This is a genomic window from Pengzhenrongella phosphoraccumulans (assembly GCF_045689905.1).
GTDB lineage: Bacteria > Actinomycetota > Actinomycetes > Actinomycetales > Cellulomonadaceae > Pengzhenrongella > Pengzhenrongella phosphoraccumulans.
The window spans coordinates 3,227,960-3,250,489 of the sequence record NZ_CP144210.1 but is presented as its reverse complement, the minus strand read 5'-3'; the positions used below and the strand labels follow the sequence as shown (position 1 = coordinate 3,250,489).

Below are 22,530 nucleotides of genomic sequence, written 5' to 3'. Positions count from 1 at the left end.
ACCCGAGGCGCACTCCATGCCAGCCACGCGACGAACCGTCGTCGGACTCCACCTGTTCAACGCCGTCTCGGCGGTGGGCGGTGGGATCGCGTTGATCGTCGGGGGCCTCGGCGTCCCCATCGACCTGCTCCGTCACACCCCGTTCGAATCGTTCGTCATTCCCGGCATCTTCCTGGCCGTGGTGATCGGCGGGACCGCGTCGCTCGGGGCGACCGCTCTGCTGGCCCACTGGCGGCGGGCGCTGGTCATCAGCTCCGCGGCGGGTGCCGTCATGGTCGGCTGGATTCTCGGCGAGACTTTCCTCGTCGAGGGCTTCAGCTGGCTGCAGGGCCTGTACCTGCTCACCGGAGCGATCGCCCTGGTCGCCTCGATCCGCCTCTCCCAGGCGGACCGGTCCCGCGACGACCAGGCGGTGCTCCGATGAGGAGCGCGGTGCGGTGGTTCGTCGTCGCGGTGGTGGTCGGGCATGGCCTGATCCACCTGCTCGGCGCGGCCAAGGGACTGGGCTGGGCCGAGGTGGCTGCCCTGCCCGAGCCGATCAGCCCGGCGATGGGTGTCGCCTGGCTGGCTGCCGCGGCGGTCGTCGTGGCCGCCGGGGTGCTGCTCGCCGCGCGCAATCGACGGTGGTGGGTGGTCGGCACCGTCGCTGTCGTGCTCTCCCAGGCCGTGATCGTCACGTCGTGGGACGACGCCCGGACCGGCACGGTGGCGAACCTCCTGCTCCTGGTCGCCCTGGGATACGCCCTCGCCTCCCGCGGCCCGGCGAGCTACCGCGCCGAGTACCAGCGCCGGGCCGCGGTCGCGCTCGGCGCGCCCCGCCCCGCAACGGGCGCCGGCGCCGTGGTGACCGAGGCCGACCTGGCCCACCTGCCGTACCTCGTCGCCGAGCATGTCCGCCGGTCCGGGGCCGTGGGCCAGCCCCGCGTCGTGTCCGTCCACGCCCGCATCCACGGCCGGATCCGCTCGAGTGCCACCGCGCGCTGGATGACGTACACCGGCGAGCAGATCAACACCTTCGGTAGCGCGCCGAGTCGCTTGTTCTGGATGGACGCCACGATGCTCGGCCTGCCGGTCGACGTCCTGCACGTCCTGGTCGGCTCGACCGCCACCATGCGCGTCAAGGTGTGCTCGGTGGTGCCGATGGTCGACGCCGCCGGTCCCGACATGGACCGGGCCGAGACGGTGACGCTGTTCAACGACCTGTGCATCCTGGCCCCCGCGGCGCTGATCGACGCACCGATCACCTGGCAACCCCTCGACGACCACCACGTCCGCGGCGTCTTCACCAACGGCGCGCAGACCGTCACCGCCGACCTCACCTTCGACGACGGCGACCTCGCCGACTTCGTCTCCGACGACCGCATGAGCACCACCCTCGACGGCGCCACCACCCCGCAACGCTGGTCCACGCCCGTGCGCGACTACGCCCGCCTCGGCACCCGGCGCCTGGCCACGTACGGGGAGGGCCACTGGCACACCACCAGCCCCTGCGGCGAGTTCGCCTACCTCGAGTACAACCTCGACGCCATCACCTACAACCCGACGACCACACAGGAGGACCCGACTGACCCAGGCCGTCGCACCCGGCCCCAGATCATCGGCGCGTCAAAGCCAGGTCGGCGGCAATGAGTCTCGAGTGGGAACACGTCATCGTCCACAGCCCTCACCCCATCGCGCTGCACCAGGTGTGGGACGACATCGTCGAGAGCGCTCACCTCGAGGTGGTGCCGGTCCCGCCCCTCGCCCCGAACCTGGACTTCGAGCGCAGCCCGGATGGGCTCGCGGATCTGTTGACGAGGGCGAGCCTGGTGAGCGTCGAGGCCCTGACCGTGCGGTATGTGCATCGCGTGGATGCGAAGGTGTGGTGGAGCGGCCCCGCGCGCGGTATCGCGTCGATCGGGGCGATAGTTGAGTCCCGGACGCCGATCGTGGTCGCGCGCCTCAAGGCGCAGTACGACCGGCTCAGCCGTCGGTACCTCGCCCGTGACGGACTGCTTCATCTGCCGACTGCAGCGGTTCTCGCGTACACCCAGGTGCCCTGATGATGGACCACTCGCGTGAATCGGCGCGGATCGAGATTGTGGCGCCGGATGCCCGCGGCGCCGTAGATATCTTGCGGTCGTACATCGAGGACGTCGCCAGCTCCTACTACGGCCGGGCCGCGACCGACGAAGAGATCGACGCTGCACTTCTCGACGACCCGAGCGATGACCTGGTGCGACCGCGTGGCATCTTCATGGTCGCCCGGCAGGGCGAGGTCGCCCTGGGGTGCGCCGGCCTGCGCCTGTTGCCCGATGGGGTCGGCGAGGTCTGCCGCGTCTTCGTCGCGCCGCACGCCCGCCGCCGTGGACTCGGCGCCCTACTCATGGGCGAGGTCGAGGAGGTCGCGCGCGCTCACGCACGCTCCGTGCTGCGGCTAGACACCCGCCACGATCTGGTCGAGGCCCGTCGGCTGTACTGCGCCCTTGGGTACGACGAAGTTCCCGCGTTCAACGAGGACCGCTACGCCGAACACTGGTTCATGAAGTCACTTGCGCCGGCACGAACTCAATACAGGCCACAAAGGCCCTCCAAGACCTCTGCTCGCAACGCACCGCGCCCGCCGCCAATCGATGCTCACTCGGGCAAAACCGAAGACATAGGGCAGGTCAGCGCGAGACACACACAGAGTTTGGCCGAGGGCCCTAGTGCTCGAATCGGCCTCGAGCGCATCTCCTCCCTTGGATTCAGGACTGACTTGATGCTCCTGTCCCTTCAGGGGAGTTCAGTCGAGGATCACGACGACTACGTGGTGATTCGTAGCCCGCATAACTCCGATTTCTGGTGGGGGAATTTCCTGCTATTTCGTCACCCGCCTACCGTTGGGGGCGTTCGGGATTGGGAGCGGGCTTTTGCCCGTGAACTTCCCGAGGCGTCCCACCGCACCTTCGGCGTGGACGGCACCTGCGGTGACATGGCCGACTACGACGTGTTCTCGGCAGCCGGATATGACGTGTCGGCCAGCGCCGTGATGACCGCCACCGCGGTCCACGCGCCGCCTCGCCCGAACTGTGACGCGATGTACCGCAAGCTCGACTTGGACGACGATCACGACCGCGAGTCCGCGATCGGGCTGCGGATGGCGAACGGACCGGCCGGGGACCCCCAGAGCTACCGCCGGTTCCTTGACCACGCGATGGAGTCGATGGCCGCCCTCCAGCGAGCAGGCGCCGGGTCGTGGTTCGGCGCGTTCATGGACGGACAGATGGTTTCGGGCATGGGTTTGTTCTCCGACGGCTCGGGTGTCGCTCGGTTCCAGAGCGTCGACACCCATCGCGAGGCTCGCGGACGTGGTTTGGCGGGCACTCTCGTGCACCACGTGAGCACCTACGGGTTGACGACTCTCGGCGCGACGACGCTCGTCATGGTCGCCGACCCCGACTACCCCGCTATCCGGATCTACCGATCCGTCGGATTCGAGCGCACTGAGACCCAGATCGAAATCGAACGTGCACCCGGAGGAACCTCGCCCGCTCCCGAAATGCCCGACTCGGCGACGTAGGCAAAGCAAACGTACGGAAGTGACAACGCTGAACCCGTTGATTCCCACGATCTTCCTGACGAAGGACTATCTCGACTCCCGCGCGGGTGTCTCGGGGGAATGACGATCCTTCGTGCTCCGAAAGCTCGGTCGTCGTCACACCTAGCCGTCGCGGCGTTGGCAAGCAGTGCGGCCCTCACTGCTTGCCTGAATCTCAAGCTGGGCGGCGACCGCCGTAGATCACATCTTCCAGACGCTTCCAGTACACGTCTATCCCGCCAAACCCCGCCGATTGAAGGTAGTCCAGCTGTTGTGCGAGAGGAATCACGTACCGAAGGTGATTCTCGCGGCGGACCCGCTCCTGCTCCGTGCCGTGAAGGCGCACACGTTTCGTCTCGGGGTCGAGATCGCCCACTCGCTGCCACGCGTCTGCCACGACCTGATCCTCGGAACTCACCGAGTCGTAGTTGAGGTACCAACCACCGGGTACGAGGTGATCGAGGATTTCGGCGAATAGGCCCTGCTTTCGGCGATCGGGCATGTGGTGGATGCACATCGAAGTGACGACCGCGTCAACCATCCTCGGAATCGCGTCGGGCCAGTTGTTCGTAGACATGTCGAACTCGACGTACTCGAAGCGCCCAGCGAATGGCATCATCTCAACCGCGCCGGTGGCCATCATCGGCAATGAGAAGTCGGTCAGAATCGCGGAACTGCAGGGATACTGGCCCAGGATCGTCCGAGCAGCTGGACCAGTCCCGGCTCCCAAATCCAAAAAAGTAAACGGGTCCTGCTCACCGAAGGGAAGGAGTTCACCCATAAGCCGCCACTGCGCCGCGTTTCTTTGCTCGCGCCCGCCGGCCGTCGCCTCTCTGCTCTCGACAATCGCCTTGGATTTCCAGATACCGGCGTTCGTATCGACCCCATCTACCATGTGCAAAGACTAGCCTCGCCATGACGCCCCGCCCGACCATCGGGAGCCATCACCCTCAGGCCCGGTGCCACGTATTCACCCGGGTATTCACCCGGGGCGCAACCGTTTGACGCTTGCCCAAACATCCAAACATCAAGGTAGCCGCCAACCGCAGTTTGGCATCGAGCCGGTCAAAGCGACTCGCCTACTCGGCGAGACACCTGATAGTTGGCGCTAAGTGGTGTCGCGGCGACCTGGCCCGGCAGGCACGACGTCGTGATCCTCTGAATGTGGGTCTGTCTGTTGCCGCGCTGTCGCTTGCCTTAGCGCGGCGGCGTCATTCTCCCAGAGAGCGAACTCGGGTCACCGGGCGCGGGTGCCCGTAGGTGTTCTGGCTCATGACGTTGGTGACGCCTGCGTGGAGGCGTGAGGCCGGGGGCTGGTTCCAGATGGCAGTGTGGGCTCGATGGTAGTTGTAGTGGATGTTCCAGACCGTGATCGCGGCGGCGCGGTCGGCCTCGCAGGTCCAGACCCGGGCGTAGAGGAGCTCTTCGGCCAGGGTCCGGTTGTAGCGCTCGACCTTGCCGTTGTGCCGCGGGGTGAAGGCCCGGATGCGCTGGTGGCGGGCCACGGCTGAGACGGTGCGGTGGAACGCGCGGGCGGTGTAGTTGGACCCGTTGTCGGTGATCACCCGGGTCATGCGGATGATGCCGTGGGCGGCGAAGAACGCCCGGGCCCGGTGGAAGAACCCGATGGTCGTGGACGCCTGCTCGTTAGGCAGGTGCTCGGTGTAGGCCAGGCGGGAGTACCCGTCGATGGCGGAGTGCAGGTAGACGTACCCGGCCTTGGCGCCCTTGGCCTTGGCCCGTTCTGGCAGGTCGGGAATGCCTTGGTGGGCCATGCACTCCGGTCACCGCGGGGTCGGAACAGGTGCCCGAGTCAGGCAATGAGGTGCCCGAACGCGATGACGTTGTCGACGTAGTGTCCGGTGGCCCGGTTGAACGCGCCGCCGCAGGTGATCAGGCGCAGCTCGGCGCGGTTGGTCGTGTTGCCGTAGACCAGCGAGGTGGGGAAGTCGGCCTTCGCGTACCTGGCGACGGAATCGATCGTGAATCTCGCCGCCGTGCCGTCTTCGCGCGTGATCGTGACCTCGGACCCTGCGGTGAGCTCGCCGAGGCGGTAGAAGATCGCCGGGCCGGCGGGTCCATCCACGTGACCGGCGATGACGGCCGGTCCGAGCTGGCCGGGGGTCGGCCCGCCGGTGTACCACCCCGGGGCCCCGAAGTCGGTGGGTGCGGGCAGGACGCCGTCGGACCCGACAGACAGGGGGACGAGGTCGGTGCTGTGCACGTCGATGCTCGGGATGTCGAGCGCGACCGGAGCGGACGCCGCCAGCAGTGGGCCGAGATCGGCCGCCGCATCGGCGGGGGCAACCGGGGCCGCCGGTGCGGCCACACGGTCTGGATCGGGGCCGGTGTCGGTCACTGCGATCGGGTCCCGGCTGGGTTGCGGCGGCCCGTCGGGCCCGGCGAGCCCGGCCGCGACGGTTAGAGGCTCTTCGAAGTTAGCCGGGCAGCGGGGTTTTCACGGCTGCCGCCCGTCGGTGCTGACGGGTGCATGCCCAGCGTATGCGGCGGCGTTGGTTGACCGGGTTTCTGAACCCGAAAGCGTCTCTTCCCACGTGTTTGGCCAGGCGGTTGTAGCCCTCCGACCGTGAATTCGAGTACCCCGTCTCGAGGCCCGCCAGCACGGCCGGCCACCACCGGTCGACGGTCGCGGCGAGTCGGTGGACCTCGGGTGCGCTCGACGCGGCGGCGTGCTCGTAGAACGTGGTCAGCCGCCGACAGATCACGGCCCGCTCGGGATGGGTCCCGGCCAGAGCGAGCAACGCACGAAGGTCCTCCTTGACGATGTAGGCGCCCAGGATCTCCACGCCCGCCTCGCCGGTGTCGAGCAGCGCGTTCCACATCGTGGCGAACTTCGCCGGACGCAGCCGCTCGTGTGCGGTGAGCAGCTGGCGCCGGACCTGCCAGGCCGGGTCGATCTTGCGGCCCCGACGCCCGGTGGCCTCCCGCACGGTGCGTTGACGGACCGCGGTCGTGGTGTCGTTGGCGAGCTGGACCAGGTGATACCTGTCGGCGACCTGGATGGCGCCCGGCAGGCCGTCGCGGGCACCCTTGGCGAACGACGCGGACAAGTCGATGGTCACGTGCGTGATCGCGGCCCGCCACGACGCCGGCTGAGCGAGCAACCACCCCGACACGCAGGCTGCTGAGCGGCCCTCGACCTGCGCGAGGAGCCCGCCGGTGCCGTCCGCGTCCACGAACCCGGTATGCCACCGGTCGCAGGCCAGCACCCACCGGCCGGTGTCGGGGTCGTGGGCCCAGACCGGTCTGCCACGTCGGGTCTCGTCGATGCCCAGTACCCGCACGAGGGGCAGGGGCTTCGCCAGGACCGGGTCGACGCGGGCGACGAACGCGTCGTGGACCGTGGACCACCCCACCTTGTAGAACTCCGCGGCCTCGGCCACGCACCGGTGCTGGACTGCGACCGCGTCGGCGAGCTCGGCCCGCAACCGCCGCGTCAGGCGCGCCCCGGGCCGCGCGGCGGGGACCTGTTCGGTGAACGAGCCCCGCGCGCACCGCTGGTCCACGCACCGCCACCGCTGCTTGTGCCACACCAGGCGCAGCGGCCTGGTCCCATACGGGATGTCCCGCGGCCTCGTGGTCACATGGCCCTTGAGTGCGGTGGAGAACTCCCCGCACGACGGGCACGCCGACGCCGCCAGGTCCGCCGTGACCACGTGCACGACCCGACCACCGCACCCGTCCGCCGTGATCTCCCGGACCGCCAACCCCTCCAGGTCCAACAACCGCGACACCCCCGAAACCACGACCGGAGGGACCCCCTGCACATGCGTACCCTGAACCAAGCCCGTGACCTCGCTCTATGACCATGTCCTGCTCGATACAGCCATGATCACCGAGGTCACGGGCCCACTACGTCCACGACCCACCCCACCGTTGCCCGGTTAACTTCGTAGAGCCCGGTTAGACCGCCACCCAGGGCGAGCACCACGGCCGCCGCGACGAGGATGCCGCGGCGGCCGGGGCGGGCCAGGGTGTTGCGCACTACGCCTTCACGCGGGTACGACGGGCGGCGAACACCCCGGTGCCCGCGGCGGCCAGCAGGAGGCCGGTCCCGGCGGCGATCAGGATCCCGGAGTCGGTGCCCGCCGGCGCGGCCCCACCCGCGCCGGTCGCCATCGAACCCGCGGGCGCGGCGGTCAGGACCCCGCACAGGGCCGGGTCGGTAGCCTCGGTCGGCAGCGCGGGGTCGAGCTCGGACTTCACGTCGCCGTCGTACTTGCCGTTGCCGTTGTGGTCCACGCCGTGGATGACGACGACGGACTTGCCGTCCGCGATCGCCTGGGCCTCCTCGGCGGACACCGTGATCGAGCCGCGCTCGTAGGACAGGTTCCCGCCCGGGGCAGTGTCGAACCGGTCCACCGCGAGACCGCTGGTGGGGCTGGTGTCACCGGTCTTGGTGAGCGAGACGATGATCGGACCGTACGCGGGTCCGCCCTCTGTGGTGTTCAGCGTGCCGTCCGCCGAGGCGTCGTCCGCGGCGACCGGGCACTCGTGACGGGCGTCGGCACCGAAGTGGATGTGCGCGGCGTGCGGAGAGTCGGCCAGCAGCCCGGTGGCGGCCATCGTGACCGTGATCGTGGTCCCCTGGACCTTGACCATGGCCGTGCCCGAACCCGTGACGCCGTTGAGCGCGACCGGGGCGAGGTTCGCGTTGACGTCGCCGTCGGCGGCGAACGCCGAGGACATACCCAACGGAAGAAGGAAGGCGGCGCCGAATGCCGCGGTGGCGAGCTTGTGACTGGTACGCATGGGAACTCCATTACCGGCGGACACTGCGTGCCGCCACGGGTCGGGATGCTGCTGACACGGATAGTTCGGAACGAGAACTCCCCCGGATGGGTCCGGATCGGTGCGAGCCTCGCGAGCGTCAACATCCGAGTCGACGCGTCGTTCTCTCCATCCCGCTACGCCCCCGATCGCTCTTGCCCCCGCGTCGGTACTCCGCATCGACGCGGGGGAAAGAGCGGCCAGTTGCGCGCTCGTGCGGCGGTTCTCTCAGCAGGGGGAACCCAGATCGTTTTCGAGCGAGCCCAGACGGGTTCTTCGAAGGCGGGGGCGACGACACTGAGTGGTGCACATCCTGCGGTCCACGTCTGGCCGCCCGTGAGGACTTACGCCAGTGCGCTGCTGGTGTTGAGTGGCCCGTTGACGCCCTGGGGGAAGAAACCACCACGGCGGGCCTTGTCCGGCGTCAGGTAGACGATGTTGAGGACATCACCGGGGCTGCGGCTGAACGCGATTCCATTGGTGTCGGTGGGCACGATGTTGATGGCGTCCGCAGTCCCGATGCCCTGGTCGTCGTCGAAACTGTTGTCGACACCGTCGCGCAGGTCGGAGATGGCCTGGACGGTCTGGAAGATCATCGCGGACGGCGTTGCGAGTCCTTGCGCGGCCAGCGAGGTGCGGATGTTCGCTGCGTGGTACGCCTCGACGGCGAGGATGCCAGCGGCGGCTTCGAGGTAGGTCTTGTTGTGGATCAACGGGGCTGCGCCCTTGTAGGCCGTGACGCCCACGTCTTCGAAGATGAACGCCGCGAGCAGGAAGTTGGTCTCGTTCGCGAACGCGTCGAAGCCCGCCGCCGCCGCCGCGGCAGCGAACGCTGCGTCGAGGCTGATGTCCGGCTCGGCGACGGCTGCCTTGCCAAGAGCAGCGCGCAAGAACGTGACATGCGCGAGCTCGTCGCCGGCGATCTCGCGCGCGTACTGGCGGATCGCGGGCGTCTGGAAGTTGACCTGACGGCCACCGGTGACCTGGCCGCGTTTGCCCTTGCCATCGAGCAGGTTGTCGGCGAGCCCTGCACCGGTGACCGCGCGCACATAGAACTCGGCCTCGAGGTACTCCAGGTTGAGAGCGAAGTTGAGGATGGCACCGTCACTGGGCCGCTTATGGGGACTGTCATGCTCATAGTCGTCGTCGCTAGCCGAAGCGGGAGAGGCGCCGACCGCAACAGCGCCCGCGCCCACGACGCCGGCCAGGCCAGCCGCGCGCAGGAACCTGCGACGGTCCAGCGCGTTCTCCGCGCTCCGGTCGATGGCGGTCCGGACAAATTTCTGATCAAACATGATGCTCCTTGGTCGGGGACGAGCGACCGACGTGCAGTAGGTCGCACAGGGCCAGAGCCCATCGACGGTCACAAACAGGACCAAAGGGGCCAAAACGACAGTCTCACATCCGGACCTGTTGCGCGAGCACCCCCTAGATCAGTCTTCGGTGGCACGCCCCGGGCGTACGGAGGACTTCGGTCTGCCGCAAGGTGGGCAGGCAGCTCAAGCCAGCCCTTTGTCGAGATCGAGCGCGAGTACTCGCCCTGGTCGAGGGGCTGGGCGTGGATCTGGATCGGAGGCAGGTCCACGAACGGGCTCAACGTCACCACCACCAGGGTTCGGGCGCGCTCCACGCCGGTCAGCTTGTTCGCTGCGAACCTCGCCCTAGACGCGACTCGCGACCCGGCGTCGACGTGCACGCGCGAGCTGGCGTAGATGCTGCCGCAGCAGCTGCCAACCTCATCCGACGCCGGCGCACCCACCTCGTTGAGCATCCACCGCGTCAGGGACGAGGTCGACGAGTGAACGTAGCGGCGCAGCCCAGGCGCCCGATACATCGAACTGAACCCAGATCGCGTCAATGAGCTCGAACTGGTCGGGCAGCTCAGGGGTGCCCCGCCGTGCTTGGGATACCCTTGGGACGCAGTAGTACATACCGGGACATTGACGGCCCTCAGCGTCGGTGTCGCCCCATGACACGATGTCGGCGTCCAGTTCCGCCGCGGTCCGTGGGTTGACGGCTTGGAGGTGCGAGCGCCGGTGCCTAATGAAGATGATCTGTCGCTGCTGCTGACCGAGTTCGCGCACACGATGGTGACGGATTTTCCGATCCAGGCGATCCTGGACCACCTGGTCGTGCGCATCGTCGACGTCCTGCCGATCACTGCTGCGGGTGTGAGTCTGATTGAGCCGGGAGTCCCTCCACGATTCATCGCGGCGTCCAACGCGGACGCCCTGCTTTTCGAGAAGCTGCAGACGGACTTGGGGGAAGGCCCATGTCTGACCGCGTTCAGCACCGGCGAGCCGTCGTTCGTTCCTGACCTTGAGGTCCAAACCGACTATCCCGGGTTCGGTCCGGCCGCTGTCGAGGCGGGCATGGCGGCGGTTTTTGCGTTCCCGTTACGCCACGGCGAGGGCCAGTTAGGTGCTCTCGACCTGTATCGGGACACGCCCGGTCCGCTCTCGGCCCGCGGCCAGGTCGTCGCGCAGACCCTCGCGGACGTCGTAGCGGCGTACATCCTGAATGCCCGGGCACGAGATGACGTCATGCGGGCCGCGGACTGGTTTCGCGAGCGCTCCCTGCACGATGCGCTCACCGGGCTGCCGAACCGGGTGCTGCTCGAGGAGCACATCGAGCGGGCATCGGCGCGGGCGCGTCGTTCGCATACCAGCGCCGCGATCCTGTTCGTCGATCTTGACAAGTTCAAGCGGGTCAACGACACCTACGGGCATCGCGTTGGCGACGAGTTGCTCGTCGCGGTCGCCAGCCGGCTCCGGAGCGTGATCCGGCCCGGTGACACCCTTGCGCGCGTGTCCGGGGATGAGTTCGTGTACTTGTGCGAGGACCTATCGGCGCCGGCCGACGTCGACGGCCTCATCGACCGGGTGAGCGACGCGTTTCGCGTGCCGTTCGAACTGCCGACGATGAAACTCTCGGTCACTGCGAGCGTAGGCGTCGCTTACTCCGGGCGGGGAGAGGCGATCACCGACAACATCATCGTCGACGCAGACATGGCCATGTACCAGGCGAAACGAAGAGGCGGGGCGACCCATCAAGTGATCGATCTGCGGGCCGCACATGAGATGCATGAGCGAAACCACCTCGAGCTCGACCTGCGGACCGCGATCGAGGAGTCGACCCTCGACGTGGCGTACCAACCGATCGTACGGACCACCGACGGGCAGCTCGAAGGCGCCGAGGCACTGCTTCGCTGGACTCATCCCGATCGCGGACCGATCCCCGCACTCGTGGCGATCGCCGCCGCCGAGCAGAGCGGACTCATCTCCGACCTTGGCGAGTGGGTCTTCGAGCGGAGCTGCCGCGACTGGGTCACCTGGTTCCGCACGCACCCTGACCAACGCTTCGACCTCGCCGTCAACGTCTCCGCCCGCCAACTCATGGTCCCGGGTTTTTCCTCCATGGTCGAGCGCGTGCTCCTGACCACCGGCATGGACGCCACCGCGCTAGTCCTGGAGGTCACAGAGTCCGTCCTCGTGGAGGAGCACAGCGGTGCACTGCCCACGCTGCACGATCTCAAGACGTTGGGCTCGCGGCTCGCACTCGACGACTTCGGCACGGGCTACTGCTCCCTGAACTACCTCCGCCGATTCCCGATCGACATCGTCAAGATCGACCAGAGCTTCATCACCGCGATCGGGACCGACCCAGCATCGTCGATCATCATCGAATCCGTCACACGCCTCGCACACGCCCTCGAGATGTCCATCATCGCCGAGGGCGTCGAGACTCCCCGCCAGCGCGACGGACTCATCGCCATGGGATGCGACTCCGCGCAGGGAAACCTGTTTTCCCGCCCGCTCACCACCGGAGCACTCCAAGCTCAACTGACCTGAGCACCTCCCCCCGACGCTCCCAACCGGCCCACGTCGTTGCGCCGGTTCGAGCGTGACATCCATGACGGCCCCCAGCAGCGCCTGGTCAGGTTAGGAATGGATCTGTCGGTCGCCGAGCGTCGGCTGGACAACGACCCGGCGGCGGCGCGCGAGTTGCTCGGCCAGGCGCGGGTCCAGGCCGCCGAGGCCCTCGCCGAGCTCAGGGCGCTGTCCCGTGCGATCGCGAGCACGTGCGTGCGCTCGACGAGGTCTATCAGGGTGTGATCGCCTCGCACCACCAAGCGGCCGCGGACACCGAGGAGAGCGACCCGGTGACCAACGAGCTCCTGATCGGGCACCTGCACGAACTGGAGCTGTTCCAGTGGTTCGTGCGCGCGCACCTGGAGTCCTCCAGCGGTGCATTGAGCACCGATGGTACGACCACCGAAAGGGGGGCTGCACGCAAGGCCAGCACGCGAAGCCAATAAAGAGGGCGGGAGCTGGTGGCGGCGAATTCGGCCGGTGGAACGGGTGCTGCTCAGGGCGTGCGCTCGGGGCGAATCTGGGTACATTTGGGGTTCGAGTCCCCTCCACTGAAGGTGAAGCTCATGGCAACACTGTTATGGATTCTTGCCGTCATCCTGGTCATCTCCGGAATTGTTGCGATCGTGCGCAAGCAGTTCCTGTGGGGAGTTGTTCTTATCGTCGTAGGGCTCCTGGTAGGGCCGGGCGGGGTGAGCATCTTCACGTAGGGCAGTGCCGCCGGCGGGTCCACCCAAGTCGACATCAGAGGAGTCGGCTGAAACTCGTCGGCAGGGTCATTGCTGTGTGTGCGTTGGGATTTGTCCCTGGGCGACGGTCAGTTGGTGGTTGCGATAGGCGGCCGTCCCGGCGGCAGCGAGCCCCAAGGTGCACACAGCGGCGGTGAGCACCGCGACCTGCCCCGTCCCCGGTATGGCGACCACCCCTGTAGCTGCCACGACTCCGAGCATCGGCCACGGCCAGGCGCTATGCAGGGACCCTGCCGTGCTAGCTACGACGCCCACGAGGCCGACGAAGAAGAGCCCGAGACCCACGGTCAGGATCAGGGCGGCTGGTCCTGCCACCGCGGTGGGATGCAGGGCGAGATCCTCGAGCCCGACAGCTGCCAGGGCTGTGCCTAGCGTCAGCGGGAGATGACCGTAGATGTACCAGTCCCGCCTTGTGCTTACGACATCTTCCTCCGCTGCGGTAGGCGTGTCGGGCGAGTTGCCCTGCGTCTCGCCCTGGGTGCCTTCGGCGACCCGCTCGACGGTTTGGAGGTTCTCTTGGCCTGCTGAGGCGCCGGCGTCGAAGTAGTTCCACCACATCGCGGCGAAGAGCACGAAGCCGATGGCGGCCGTGCTCACCGTGGCTGGTGCCCACGTGCTGTCATGCGCGGCTGTGACGGTGGCCGCGATGCCTTCACCCAAGACCAAGATCACGAGCAGCCCGAACCGATCCGGCAGATGCCCGAGGTGCAGCGGCGCCGGATCGCCGCGCAGGGTCACCGCGATGGGGGTCAGTGCGTCGATCGCCACGGCCACGGCCCACATCGCGTACCGGGCCGGGCCGTCCAGGGCGAGCGAGGCCGCCCACAGCACGCATGTCGCCGAGATCGACAGCGCGTACACGCCAACGGTGCCGCGTGCCTCGGGCACGTTGATCCACGCGCGAATGTGCAGTATCAGCAACAGGACCTCAGCGGTGAGGTAGCTGGCGGCGAACTGCACTGAGAGCGACCCGGTCACGTCGGATGCGCTAGCCGCGCAGCCAACGATCGCGCCCATAGCAGCAAGCTTGATGACCCGGAAGATGACGTCATCGGTGTCGAAACGATTGGCGTACAGGGTGAACCCGACCCAGGAGAACCAGATCGCGGTGAAGGCGCCCGCGAACACAGCGGCACCATGCCAGGTGAGATCGTTCGAGAAAGCGGTCGCGAGCTCGGCAATTACCAGGACATATGCGAGGTCGAAGAAGAGTTCCAACCTGCTCGCGGTTCGCCCATGACCGGTGTTCAACACGGGCGGGCGGATCAGCGTTCGCATAATCGTCACCTCACATCGGCCAAGTCCGTTTTCGAGGATCATGCCTTGGATTGTGGTGCGGGGCGGGTCGGTGGCTGCCAGGTGCCTGCGCAAGACCGACCCGCACCGCACGCGGTGCAGTTCGCTCTCAGGTCAGTTGCGACGGACCCGTCTGGTTACCGCGTTCGCGATTCCCCCGGCAACCTGACTTGGGCGTTGTTGTCCGCTGCCCCGCTCCCCCAGGGTGTCGCACGCGGTGTGTCGTGGTCGACGACGCCCAGGCAGGGGGCTGCTGGGCGTCGTCTACCACTGACGATATGCGGATCCCGCCAGTCGGCCACCGCTGCGCTCGACCGGAGGAGTCGCGCGGATTGCGCTGGCGGGGCCGGACCGGCACGCGGGAAAGACGCAGCCCGAGCGCCGCATTGACGTCACGCACGAGAGGGCGACGGACGGCGGTGGTCCACAGCGGCGTACGGACGAGCTCCAGATCGCGGCCGAACCCAGGTAGCCCTTGCCCCGCCTCATCGGTGGGACACGCAGCGTTACTCGGGGCCCCGCACGCCGACTCGCGCGTCCGCTTTAGGCGGATATCTTCCCGATGGTCCACGATGGCTAGATGAATGCCTTCGAGGACCCCGCGCAGTGGACAGTGGGGAAGTTGCGCGCCGAGCTGGTCGGCCTCGCCGACGACACCCCAGTCTTCGTCTACGTCCAAGCGAACAGAGGGCTGACCGCGACCGTTCGACAGGTGCTGACCGGGGCGGGCTTCGGTCCAGACGCGGACCCCGACGACATGGTGCTCCTCGGCGAATTCCCCCTCAATGCGCGATACCCCGCCCATTCAGCCGAACTCCCACCCGATGAGTCCCACCGCCGACACTGACCTGGCAGCACCCTGAACCGATCAACCCGAGCCGGCCAGCCACCACCACGGTACGAAACGCTGCGCACGCGCGCAGATCGCGGCAATCCCTCGGACCGTGCCTGACTCAACAGCCACCCACCGCGTAGAGGGTTCCAGGTGCTGGGTCGGCGGGGACGACGGTCGTCAAGCGTGGGGCGGTGAGTCGGCGTCGGTCACCACTGATTAGGTGAGCGGATCGAGAAACTGGTCTGCGTCGGTGCGAAATGCGCGGGGCTGTTCGACCCACGGGTAGTGGCCGCAGTGATCGATCACGACGCAGCGGCCGTTGGGGAACAGCGCGGCCAGGGCGACTTGCGGGGCGACACCGGTGAAGCAGTCCTGGGCGCCGGCCATGACCAGCACCGGTGCGTGCACGTGTCGGATACGCGCGGTGAGGTCGGGGGGTGGGTCTGTGCTGAAGAACGCTTGCGCTGCGGCAAGGCTCCACCGCCCCGCGCGAGCGTGCGCTTGGCTCACACCATCCCACCTGGCGTAGCTCGCGGGAGCGGTGAGTCGCTGCCAGCCGTTAAACGAGTCGTCGGTGGACCCCTGCGGCCCGGCCAACAGGGCCACGATGGCGGCATCGAAGGCTGGCTCACCGCGTCGGTCGTCGACAAGGGCGTCGATGTCGGAGGGCTCGTCGACCAGGTAGCCGGTGGGTGGGGTGATGAGCAGGAGGCCCGCGACCCGGTCGGGGTGCTGGGCCGCGTAGGAGATCGCCACTCTCGTGCCCGCCGAGTGCGCTACCACGATCAGTTGCTCGACACCGAGGTGCTCGCGTAGCGACTCGATATCGGCGGCCTGCTGCCAGTACCCACCCGACTCGACCAAGGTGGGGGCCGGGGTGCGGCCCACGCCCCGCAGATGCGGCACCACCAGTTCGTGTTCGTCGGCGAGCCCGGCCAAGTCACCGAGGTAGCTGGGGTGGCGTGCCGCGCCGCCCGCGATCACAACGATCGCCCGGCTGCGGCGCGGACCGATCCCGATCGGGTCGTAGAAGAGCGGGGCTCCATCGGCTGCGATGTAGGTCGGCACGAGTTGACCCTAGCCATCGGACAACCCGAACCACCTTCGAACTCGTCAGCCAGGCGGTCGAGCTCCGCCGCGAAGAAAGCCGACGCGCTGCGTGGCCTTGGGCGGACAGCAGTTACCGTCAGTTGAGTCCAGCAGAGTGGTGTACCGGTAGCCCGGTGGTCGTGTCGTCGTCGAGAACGTAGACGTAGGCGCGGCCACCGCGTGATCCTTCGAGAGACCGTCCAAAGCCCACTCGAAGAGGACAACACGATGACCGCTCCGTCGAGTATTGACCCTGCTGACTTCCTGCACGAGCACCTGGCCCAGTCCTCTCCGGACCTGATGCGTCAGATGCTCACCACGTTCATCAACACCCTGCTGTCCGCCGACGCCGACGCCGTGTGCGGCGCGGCCTGGGGCCAGGTCAGCGAGGCCCGCACCACCCAGCGCAACGGGTACCGCCACCGCGACCTGGACACCCGCACCGGGACCCTGGACGTGGCGATCCCCAAGCTGCGGGCCGGCACCTACTTCCCCGAGTGGCTCCTCGAGCGGCGCCGCCGCGCCGAGGCCGCCCTGACCTCGGTCGTAGCGACCTGCTACCTGCTCGGCGTCTCGACCCGCCGGATGGACAAACTCGTCCAGTCGTTGGGCATCACCGGGCTGTCGCGGTCGCAGGTCTCAGTGATGGCCAGGGACCTGGACGCCCAGGTCGAGGACTTCCGCACCCGACCCCTGGACGCCGGCCCCTACACGTTCCTGGCCGCGGACGCGCTGACGATGAAGGTCCGCGAGGGCGGGCGGGTAGTCAAGGTCGCCGTCATGGTCGCCACCGGCGTCAACGGCGACGGATTCAGGGAGATCCTGGGCGTCCAGGTCGCCTCCGCCGAGTCCGGGGCCGGGTGGTTGACGTTCTTCCGCGACCTGGTCGCCCGCGGCCTGACCGGCGTCCAGCTCATCACTTCCGACGCGCACGCCGGTCTGGTCGAGGCGATCGGGGCGACCCTGCCCGGGGCGACCTGGCAACGGTGCCGCACCCACTACGCGGCGAACCTGATGAGCGTGTGTCCGAAGTCGGCCTGGCCCGCGGTCAAGGCCATGCTCCACTCCACCTACGACCAGGTCGACGAACCCGCGGTCAACGCCCAGTTCGACAAGCTCCTGGACGCCGTCGAAACCCAGCTGCCGGCCGTGCACGCGCACCTGGACGGCGCCCGGGCGGACGTCCTGGCGTTCGCGACGTTCCCCAAGGCGCTGTGGCGCCAGGTCTGGTCGAACAACCCCAACGAGCGGTTGAACAGGGAGATCCGCCGGCGCACCGACGTCGTGGGGATCTTCCCCGACCGCACCAGCATCATCCGACTCGTCGGCGCCGTGTTGGCCGAGCAGCACGACGAATGGGCCGAAGGACGCCGCTACTTCGGCCTGGAGGTCCTGAGCCGAGCCCGACTGACCCTCATCGACAACCCCCACCACAACCAGGAGGACGCACCCACCCTGAACACCCTGAGCGCATAGCTCACCGCGAAGAATCACGCCGAACCGCTACACCACTCCCCAGGACTTGACCGTTACCGTCAGGTCCTAAGGTCGAGAAGACGGTTCGGGGAGCTAAGCAGCCCGGGCCCCGGTCGTCGTATGTGAGAGCCCGACGTCTTGATCAGGCGTCGGGACCCTCGCAGGGACTCAATCCGTATCCAACTGATGTGCGACCGTGCCTTGGTGATTTACTGCTGCGTATCCGACGGGCGCGATCGCCGCATAATTGGCGCCAAAGTGCTGGGCCCGCCCGACCCGCGCGTCAACTGTCGCCAAGTAGCGGGCGACGGCGGGCCGATGGCGTCGATGTCAGTCCCTGGCGCGGGGCTCAGGTGCATCTGAAGACGTTCCGTCCTTGGGCGGTGCCGGCTGCTTGGACGGCTAGGACGTCTTTGATGACGGCCAGGATCGGTGCGATCGGCACGGGCTCGTTGGAGATCTTCAGGTGCGGGTTGGTGATCCCGACCGGATGCCACCACGCACCGTCGACAGTCAGGGTCAGCTCGGGCTCTATCGTCTCCAGGGAGATGTGCACGCCGAGCTCGGCGGCTCCCTCTTGGGCGACGGGCCGCACGAGGCGATCATCGGCGGCGATGCCCAGGTCGTCCAGCAGTGCGTGCAGGGCGTGGACCTGCGTGACGTCGTCGGGTCCGAGCGTGGCCGCGACCCGGACGCGGAACCCGAGTCCGCTCGCCAGTCTGATGCCCTGGATCGCCCGGGCATGCGAACCCGCGCCCCGGATCCGATCGTGCAGGTCGGGGGTGGCCGAGTCGAGGCTGACCTGGAGCGCGACCCGGTCGCGATCCATCTCCTGGAGCATCGCTCGCCGAGCGCCCCGGTCGAACACCATGGCGTTGGTCAGGATCGTCACCGGCACCAGCTTCGCGGCGTGCGCCACGATCTGGCCCAGCCCCGGATGCAGGAACGGCTCCCCGCCTGTCAGCAGCAGCTCACGCCCCCCGCCGGCCACGAACTCCTCGACCGCGACCCGAGCCAGCTCGGGCGGCATCATGCGGGCCGAGGCCTTCGGTGAGGACTGCGCACAGCAGTAGGTGCAGGCGAGGTTGCAGTGAAAGTTGGTCTGCAGCCACAGCCGCTCCCCGAGCGGGACAGCGTTGCCGGTCGTGAATTGCGCGCTGGGCGCGAGCCCGCCCCTGCGGATGCGCAGGAGCCATTCCGACCGGCCGCCGCCACCTTTTTCCGTGCCGTCGACGACCTCGAGCAGGTCGTGACCGGCCAGGCCCGCCCACGCGGGCAGGTCCACCAGCACCGACCGCTCCCGGGTGCCGACCGCCAGGACCTGGCCCGGCTCGAGGCGGCGCATGGCCGAGGTCAGCGACAGCAGCAGCCCGCTGCCGCAGTCCTGGTCCCCGCCGTCCAGCGCCGCGTCAGCGCCACCGGCACGCACGACGGCGTCGAGGTCGATCAGCTGGCCCGTCATCGACTCAGAACGACAGCGCCGCGGCGCCACCGGCAAGGAGGGCCACCAGGGTCGCCCCACCCACGATCTTTGCGCCCTCGATGAGGTCCTCCTCGCCGATGCCACGCTTCTTCGCGCACGGGCTGCAGACCAGGAAGGTTCCCCCCGCCAGGACATAGTTCGAGATCAGCTCGGCCATCGGGGCGAAGCCCTCCTCATGCAGGTCGTCGGCGAAACCCTTGGCGGCCAGCCGCGCGCCGTCGGAGGACAAGAAGACCGTAGTTTCCTGGGCGGAGGCGATCGAGGCACCGGCCACGACCATCGCCACGCTGGCGCGGTCGACGTCGTTGGAGCCCTGGGTCAGGTTGATCACGATGCTGCTCATGGCAGGGAGGTTCCTCTCGGGTTGGCCACGCCTCGGGAGGATCCCGGGGCGTCGTCGGTACGCGCAAGCTCGCCCGGTGGGGGTCCGCTCGAAAGGGTGTGGTGGGGCGCATGGGTCAAGACGCGGCGGACCGCGATGTCGTAGTGCGGCCGCCCGTCCGAACCGTGGCCGACGCCGAGGTAGCCGTTGCCTGTCAGGTGGCACCAGTACGGCAGGTCGATCGCGGCGACCGGATCGGTGGCAATGAGCCGCACGAGCGCGCCCACGGGTTGGCCAGGTAGCTGCAGTGCAAGCCGGAGCAGCAGCTCCCCGCACGCACGGTCCTCGCCGTCCACCACGAGGTCGGGCAGGCGGGCGGTGTCCATCTCACCCATCTGAGGTCCCCGCCTGTACCGCGGAGGCTGGGCGTGCGATGTGCCCGCTCGGGGCCCGCAGCACGGCCCCGCAGCCGGCCGCGGCGACCGCGCCGGTGGCGAACAGCGCGGCTGCGGTGAGGTTCGCCCCCAGCCAGATCGAGGACCCGGTGGCGGTCTGGGTCCAGATCGTTGCGGTGCATACCAGGCCCACGGCGGCCGCAGCGAACGCGAACGACGCGCGCGCGGTGCGCCCGGCGGCGACCATCAGGGCACCGACGACCACGAGCAGCACACCGCCGGCGACGTTGTACGCCCCCAGGGACACCTCGAACGAGCTGGACCCCAGTGTCGCGGGCGACGATGCGACCGCGACGGCCGCGGCCACCAGACCCACCGCCGCCAGCAGGGAGCCCCACGTGAGCACCAAGCGGGCCGCGGGTCGGGCGCCAGCCCCCGCGGCCGCGGCCGCGCGAACGCCGTCAACGCCCCACGCCAATCCGGCCGATCCGAAGAAGAGCACGACGTGGACCGCGAGCAACAGGTAGTACGACCAGGGCCACTCGCCGGGCGCCTGCAGCACCGACAGGGCGATCGCGCTGCCCTGCGCGATGCCGAGCAGGGCCGCGAGCCGCGTGTACGTCCCGGTCAGCAACAGGCCCGCGAGCAGCGTCTCGACCACCAGGACGCCCCACCCGAACGGGATGAACGCCGGCTGGACCACGTTCTGCATGACCCAACTGAACGGGGCGAGCACGGGATGGTCGATCGCGGCCTGCACGTAGCCATAAAGCAGCCGCCCGCTCTCACGACCGAAGTCCGGTGGTCGCTTCCAGTTCGCGTTGAACAACCACAGCAGCCCAGCAACGATCCGCAACCCCGCCAGCGCCCGCGCAACGCTGCGACGGTCCGGCTCGTCGGTCCCCAACAGGTATGGCAGCACGCCTCGAGTATGCCGACGTTGGGGAGCGTTCGCGCGGCGGTTGAGGGAATTCGCGCGGCGAGATAATCCGCCGGAACGTCCCGGCGGCCCCCGCTGATCCCCCCGCACGCCAGGCACGCGCCAACCGGGTCCCGGCGCCAGGGCCACGACCTGCGTGGCACGCGCAGGTCGTGGAGAGGAAGACACGGTGCAGGATGAGATGGCCGCAATCAGCAATGCCCGCGAGATCTTCGATGCCGTCTCCACCCACAGCCATACCTCAGGCTTGGACGGGCGCGCGGGGACCGATCGCGATCAGGTCCCCTCTTCAAACCAGCAGCAGCCGCACGAAGGGGCCACACAACCGTCAACCCGCGCATTACAAACTCGTCTGGGTGGCGGTCGCCAAGTCCCATCTGAGCGAGGGCTCGCGACAGGTCCGGGGTCAACAGCGGGTCGAGGTTCTTGAGCGCGTCTCGAACTAGCTCGTGCGGTCGGCCACGAGAAGTGCGCGAGCGATCTCCGCCAGGGCTTTGGGTGAGCTGTCGGTGGCGCGCTCCACGACGAGTCGCCTGGCCACGTGCAGGACGCCGCGGGCGGCACCTGCGCGCAGGTTTTCGGGCAGGGTCTCGATGTCCTTGGTCTTCGCCACGCCGACGATGCGCCGCGCCATCTTCGCGGCCGCGAACAACCAGGCCTGTGAACGCCATTGCGAGATCCGGTCGTTCAGGAAGCCCTCGCCCCACAGTCGCGGGTCGACGCGCTGCGGCCAGCGCCGGCGGAACTCGGACTCGAAAGCGATCCAGGTGGACGCGATGAGTCCAAGGGCCCAGTCGCCGCGCTCATCCTCGCCGAGCGCGTAGGCGCGTGCGGCGGCGATCACATAGTTGGCCCACACTGCGCCGAGGTCGAACGCCACGGGGCCGTAGAACGCGAACTCGGAGTCGAATACCTTGACGCTGTCGCAGAGCGTGGAGCCGTGCTTGGCCCGGACCATGACTGAGCCGGTGTGCAGGTCGCCGTGGATCAGTGCCTCGGAGCTGGTCATGAAGAGCCACTTGGCTTCGCCCATCGCGCGGATCATCGCGACGTCGGCGGCGAGCTCGGCCGCGTCTGGCTCGTTGGCGGGGAGCACGCTGTTGCGCCCGGCGTCGACGTACGGCTCGGTGAACACGAGGTCTTCGGTGATCGTGCACAGCTGCGGATTGGTGGACTCCGCCTGGCGCGCGGCGAGATCATCCCGATCCATCCCGAAGACCGAGGTCCCGAACGCCACGGCGCCGATGTACACCCCGACCGCGTCGGCTGCTCCGTCGTGGATGGCACCGGTGTTCAGCGCACCGCGCCACACATCATGGTCACTCAGGTCCTCCATCGCGATGATGAAACGGTCGGGGTTGTAGTCGAAGACCTCCACGACCAGCTCGGGTACGAGCGCGCGATGCGCGAGAAGCGACGTGGCCTCCGAGCGCGCCCGTTCGGGCGTCAGCGGCCAGCCCTCGCCCACCATGCGCACGTACGGCAGGGCCTGCTTCAGCACGAGGCCGCGCCCGGCCTCGTCCCGCGCGATGAACACCAGGTTGAGGTTGCCGTCACCGATCTCCTCGACAGAGACGATGTGGTGGGCATCGATACGGGAAGCGAGCATGGGTTTGGACTGGATATAGCTCGGAATCGACTCCACGGTGAGGAACTCATACTTCTTGAACACGCCACACGCCCTTCAACTTGTCGTGGATTCTTCGAAGATGAGGCTGCTACT

Annotated in this window: 22 protein-coding genes and 1 pseudogene; 10 read left to right on the top strand and 13 right to left on the bottom strand. The window is 68.1% G+C overall.

Annotation, left to right across the window (positions count from 1 at the left end):
• Positions 1 to 16: 16 nt before the first annotated feature.
• From VTA80_RS14975 to VTA80_RS14960, 4 genes are read left to right on the top strand one after another with little or no spacing between them, the layout of a single operon-like run.
• Positions 17 to 424, top strand: coding sequence for a hypothetical protein (locus tag VTA80_RS14975; protein ID WP_407341886.1), 408 nt, complete (start codon positions 17 to 19; stop codon positions 422 to 424).
• Entirely contained in the window at positions 421 to 1,629 is a 1,209-nt protein-coding gene (locus VTA80_RS14970) for a DUF6544 family protein (RefSeq protein WP_407341885.1), read from the top strand. The genes VTA80_RS14975 and VTA80_RS14970 overlap by 4 nt, the downstream gene beginning before the upstream one ends.
• Positions 1,626 to 2,042 (top strand): hypothetical protein, encoded by a 417-nt coding sequence (locus tag VTA80_RS14965; protein WP_407341884.1) that lies wholly within the window; start codon positions 1,626 to 1,628, stop codon positions 2,040 to 2,042. The genes VTA80_RS14970 and VTA80_RS14965 overlap by 4 nt, the downstream gene beginning before the upstream one ends.
• Positions 2,042 to 3,541, top strand: coding sequence for a GNAT family N-acetyltransferase (locus VTA80_RS14960; RefSeq protein WP_407341883.1), 1,500 nt, complete (start codon positions 2,042 to 2,044; stop codon positions 3,539 to 3,541). Before VTA80_RS14965 ends, VTA80_RS14960 begins: the two co-directional genes overlap by 1 nt.
• A gap of 193 nt (positions 3,542 to 3,734) precedes the next feature.
• Here the strand turns inward: VTA80_RS14960 and VTA80_RS14955 are convergent, their stop codons facing one another.
• The 6 genes and pseudogenes from VTA80_RS14955 to VTA80_RS14930 all read right to left on the bottom strand — a co-directional run bounded on the left by VTA80_RS14955 (position 3,735) and on the right by VTA80_RS14930 (position 9,645).
• Entirely contained in the window at positions 3,735 to 4,454 is a 720-nt protein-coding gene (locus tag VTA80_RS14955; RefSeq protein ID WP_407341882.1) for a class I SAM-dependent methyltransferase, read from the bottom strand.
• 316 nt (positions 4,455 to 4,770) lie between these two features.
• Positions 4,771 to 5,301: pseudogene (locus VTA80_RS14950) on the bottom strand (integrase core domain-containing protein); the annotation flags it as partial.
• A 71-nt stretch (positions 5,302 to 5,372) separates the two neighbouring features.
• Positions 5,373 to 5,888 (bottom strand): class F sortase, encoded by a 516-nt coding sequence (locus VTA80_RS14945; protein ID WP_407341881.1) that lies wholly within the window; start codon positions 5,886 to 5,888, stop codon positions 5,373 to 5,375.
• Positions 5,889 to 5,997: 109 nt separating this feature from the next.
• Positions 5,998 to 7,365: an ISL3 family transposase gene (locus VTA80_RS14940; RefSeq protein WP_407341623.1), complete on the bottom strand. Its 1,368-nt coding sequence runs from the start codon at positions 7,363 to 7,365 to the stop codon at positions 5,998 to 6,000.
• A gap of 199 nt (positions 7,366 to 7,564) precedes the next feature.
• On the bottom strand, positions 7,565 to 8,332 hold the full coding sequence (locus tag VTA80_RS14935; RefSeq protein ID WP_407341880.1) for a hypothetical protein: 768 nt from the start codon (positions 8,330 to 8,332) through the stop codon (positions 7,565 to 7,567).
• A 362-nt stretch (positions 8,333 to 8,694) separates the two neighbouring features.
• Entirely contained in the window at positions 8,695 to 9,645 is a 951-nt protein-coding gene (locus VTA80_RS14930) for a ferritin-like domain-containing protein (RefSeq protein ID WP_407341879.1), read from the bottom strand.
• Between the two features lie 729 nt (positions 9,646 to 10,374).
• On the opposite strand from VTA80_RS14930, the gene VTA80_RS14925 reads away from it, so the two are divergent.
• The 4 genes from VTA80_RS14925 (at position 10,375) to VTA80_RS14910 (ending at position 12,932) form a co-directional block, all read left to right on the top strand.
• A complete protein-coding gene (locus tag VTA80_RS14925; RefSeq protein WP_407345787.1) occupies positions 10,375 to 12,201 on the top strand; it encodes a putative bifunctional diguanylate cyclase/phosphodiesterase in 1,827 nt (608 codons plus the stop codon).
• A 96-nt stretch (positions 12,202 to 12,297) separates the two neighbouring features.
• Positions 12,298 to 12,465, top strand: coding sequence for a histidine kinase (locus VTA80_RS14920; RefSeq protein ID WP_407341878.1), 168 nt, complete (start codon positions 12,298 to 12,300; stop codon positions 12,463 to 12,465).
• Entirely contained in the window at positions 12,432 to 12,668 is a 237-nt protein-coding gene (locus tag VTA80_RS14915) for a hypothetical protein (protein WP_407341877.1), read from the top strand. The genes VTA80_RS14920 and VTA80_RS14915 overlap by 34 nt, the downstream gene beginning before the upstream one ends.
• A 120-nt stretch (positions 12,669 to 12,788) precedes the next feature.
• Positions 12,789 to 12,932: a GPGG-motif small membrane protein gene (locus VTA80_RS14910; RefSeq protein WP_407341876.1), complete on the top strand. Its 144-nt coding sequence runs from the start codon at positions 12,789 to 12,791 to the stop codon at positions 12,930 to 12,932.
• A 66-nt stretch (positions 12,933 to 12,998) separates the two neighbouring features.
• On the opposite strand, the gene VTA80_RS14905 is transcribed toward VTA80_RS14910, so the two are convergent.
• Entirely contained in the window at positions 12,999 to 14,291 is a 1,293-nt protein-coding gene (locus VTA80_RS14905) for a low temperature requirement protein A (protein WP_407341875.1), read from the bottom strand.
• A 556-nt stretch (positions 14,292 to 14,847) separates the two neighbouring features.
• Between VTA80_RS14905 and VTA80_RS14900 the strand changes: the two genes are divergently transcribed.
• Complete coding sequence (locus VTA80_RS14900; protein WP_407341874.1) at positions 14,848 to 15,114, top strand: DUF6225 family protein; 267 nt, start codon at positions 14,848 to 14,850, stop codon at positions 15,112 to 15,114.
• A gap of 204 nt (positions 15,115 to 15,318) precedes the next feature.
• Here the strand turns inward: VTA80_RS14900 and VTA80_RS14895 are convergent, their stop codons facing one another.
• Entirely contained in the window at positions 15,319 to 16,170 is an 852-nt protein-coding gene (locus VTA80_RS14895; RefSeq protein WP_407341873.1) for an alpha/beta fold hydrolase, read from the bottom strand.
• A 249-nt stretch (positions 16,171 to 16,419) separates the two neighbouring features.
• Here VTA80_RS14895 and VTA80_RS14890 point away from each other — a divergent pair, with 249 nt between their 5' ends.
• Complete coding sequence (locus tag VTA80_RS14890; protein ID WP_407341857.1) at positions 16,420 to 17,667, top strand: IS256 family transposase; 1,248 nt, start codon at positions 16,420 to 16,422, stop codon at positions 17,665 to 17,667.
• 349 nt (positions 17,668 to 18,016) lie between these two features.
• Here the strand turns inward: VTA80_RS14890 and VTA80_RS14885 are convergent, their stop codons facing one another.
• The 5 genes from VTA80_RS14885 to mtnK all read right to left on the bottom strand — a co-directional run bounded on the left by VTA80_RS14885 (position 18,017) and on the right by mtnK (position 22,479).
• Positions 18,017 to 19,129 (bottom strand): radical SAM protein, encoded by a 1,113-nt coding sequence (locus VTA80_RS14885; protein ID WP_407341872.1) that lies wholly within the window; start codon positions 19,127 to 19,129, stop codon positions 18,017 to 18,019.
• A 4-nt stretch (positions 19,130 to 19,133) separates the two neighbouring features.
• Complete coding sequence (locus VTA80_RS14880) at positions 19,134 to 19,493, bottom strand: DsrE family protein (protein ID WP_407341871.1); 360 nt, start codon at positions 19,491 to 19,493, stop codon at positions 19,134 to 19,136.
• Positions 19,490 to 19,867, bottom strand: a complete 378-nt coding sequence (locus tag VTA80_RS14875; protein WP_407341870.1) for a sulfurtransferase TusA family protein — start codon at positions 19,865 to 19,867, stop codon at positions 19,490 to 19,492. Before VTA80_RS14875 ends, VTA80_RS14880 begins: the two co-directional genes overlap by 4 nt.
• On the bottom strand, positions 19,860 to 20,789 hold the full coding sequence (locus VTA80_RS14870; RefSeq protein ID WP_407341869.1) for a hypothetical protein: 930 nt from the start codon (positions 20,787 to 20,789) through the stop codon (positions 19,860 to 19,862). Before VTA80_RS14870 ends, VTA80_RS14875 begins: the two co-directional genes overlap by 8 nt.
• Positions 20,790 to 21,249: 460 nt before the next feature.
• Positions 21,250 to 22,479, bottom strand: coding sequence for an S-methyl-5-thioribose kinase (mtnK, locus tag VTA80_RS14865; protein ID WP_407341868.1), 1,230 nt, complete (start codon positions 22,477 to 22,479; stop codon positions 21,250 to 21,252).
• Positions 22,480 to 22,530 lie beyond the last annotated feature (51 nt).

Coding starts and splice junctions, on each gene's coding strand:
- VTA80_RS14960 (WP_407341883.1), top strand. CDS start 2,042: ATGATGGACCACTCGCGTGAATCGGCGCGGATCGAGATTGTGGCGCCG.
- VTA80_RS14875 (WP_407341870.1), bottom strand. CDS start 19,867: ATGGGTGAGATGGACACCGCCCGCCTGCCCGACCTCGTGGTGGACGGC.
- VTA80_RS14905 (WP_407341875.1), bottom strand. CDS start 14,291: ATGATCCTCGAAAACGGACTTGGCCGATGTGAGGTGACGATTATGCGA.
- VTA80_RS14955 (WP_407341882.1), bottom strand. CDS start 4,454: ATGGTAGATGGGGTCGATACGAACGCCGGTATCTGGAAATCCAAGGCG.
- VTA80_RS14890 (WP_407341857.1), top strand. CDS start 16,420: ATGACCGCTCCGTCGAGTATTGACCCTGCTGACTTCCTGCACGAGCAC.
- VTA80_RS14930 (WP_407341879.1), bottom strand. CDS start 9,645: ATGTTTGATCAGAAATTTGTCCGGACCGCCATCGACCGGAGCGCGGAG.
- VTA80_RS14885 (WP_407341872.1), bottom strand. CDS start 19,129: ATGACGGGCCAGCTGATCGACCTCGACGCCGTCGTGCGTGCCGGTGGC.
- VTA80_RS14920 (WP_407341878.1), top strand. CDS start 12,298: ATGGATCTGTCGGTCGCCGAGCGTCGGCTGGACAACGACCCGGCGGCG.
- VTA80_RS14970 (WP_407341885.1), top strand. CDS start 421: ATGAGGAGCGCGGTGCGGTGGTTCGTCGTCGCGGTGGTGGTCGGGCAT.
- VTA80_RS14935 (WP_407341880.1), bottom strand. CDS start 8,332: ATGCGTACCAGTCACAAGCTCGCCACCGCGGCATTCGGCGCCGCCTTC.
- VTA80_RS14880 (WP_407341871.1), bottom strand. CDS start 19,493: ATGAGCAGCATCGTGATCAACCTGACCCAGGGCTCCAACGACGTCGAC.
- VTA80_RS14900 (WP_407341874.1), top strand. CDS start 14,848: ATGAATGCCTTCGAGGACCCCGCGCAGTGGACAGTGGGGAAGTTGCGC.
- VTA80_RS14910 (WP_407341876.1), top strand. CDS start 12,789: ATGGCAACACTGTTATGGATTCTTGCCGTCATCCTGGTCATCTCCGGA.
- VTA80_RS14975 (WP_407341886.1), top strand. CDS start 17: ATGCCAGCCACGCGACGAACCGTCGTCGGACTCCACCTGTTCAACGCC.
- VTA80_RS14965 (WP_407341884.1), top strand. CDS start 1,626: ATGAGTCTCGAGTGGGAACACGTCATCGTCCACAGCCCTCACCCCATC.